The sequence below is a fragment of the Bacillus sp. JJ664 genome (assembly GCF_036962205.1).
Lineage (GTDB): Bacteria > Bacillota > Bacilli > Bacillales > Bacillaceae_G > Gottfriedia.
In genome coordinates, this window is the sequence record NZ_JBALMS010000198.1 from 1 (window position 1) to 322 (window position 322).

Here is a 322-nt window from a genome sequence, read left to right on the forward strand (position 1 = left end):
AAAAATTAATCCAACCTGTGACTCATGATTTTCAACTATCGCACCAGTTAGTTGTATAAGTTACTTTATTATGAACTTGTCTTTTTTTACTGGTTTGCAATTAAACTTGCTATATCTGATAGATGTTGATTAATATCACTTAATTGTGCTCCTATGTAAAATAAAGCACCAACGCCTACAAATAAACAAGCTGTTTTAACAATTCTATATGATTTTTCATCCATATTAATTTACCACCTTATTTCGCTCTTTTTTCTTCCGCGGAAGTTACTTTTAATTAATTATTCAACTAATTATTTAAATATCCCTTTTCTTATTGAAC

Annotated in this window: 1 protein-coding gene; it reads right to left on the reverse strand. The window is 28.0% G+C overall.

Annotation, left to right across the window (positions count from 1 at the left end; all coding sequences use genetic code 11):
• Nucleotides 1-86 precede the first annotated feature (86 nt).
• The gene (locus tag V7056_RS20105) at nucleotides 87-224 is read right to left on the reverse strand and encodes a hypothetical protein (RefSeq protein WP_499704160.1); all 138 of its coding nucleotides are present in this window, start codon (nucleotides 222-224) and stop codon (nucleotides 87-89) included.
• Nucleotides 225-322 lie beyond the last annotated feature (98 nt).

What these genes read in the sequence shown, in the direction of transcription:
- V7056_RS20105 (WP_499704160.1), bottom strand. Translation starts at nt 224, where the DNA reads ATGGATGAAAAATCATATAGAATTGTTAAAACAGCTTGTTTATTTGTA.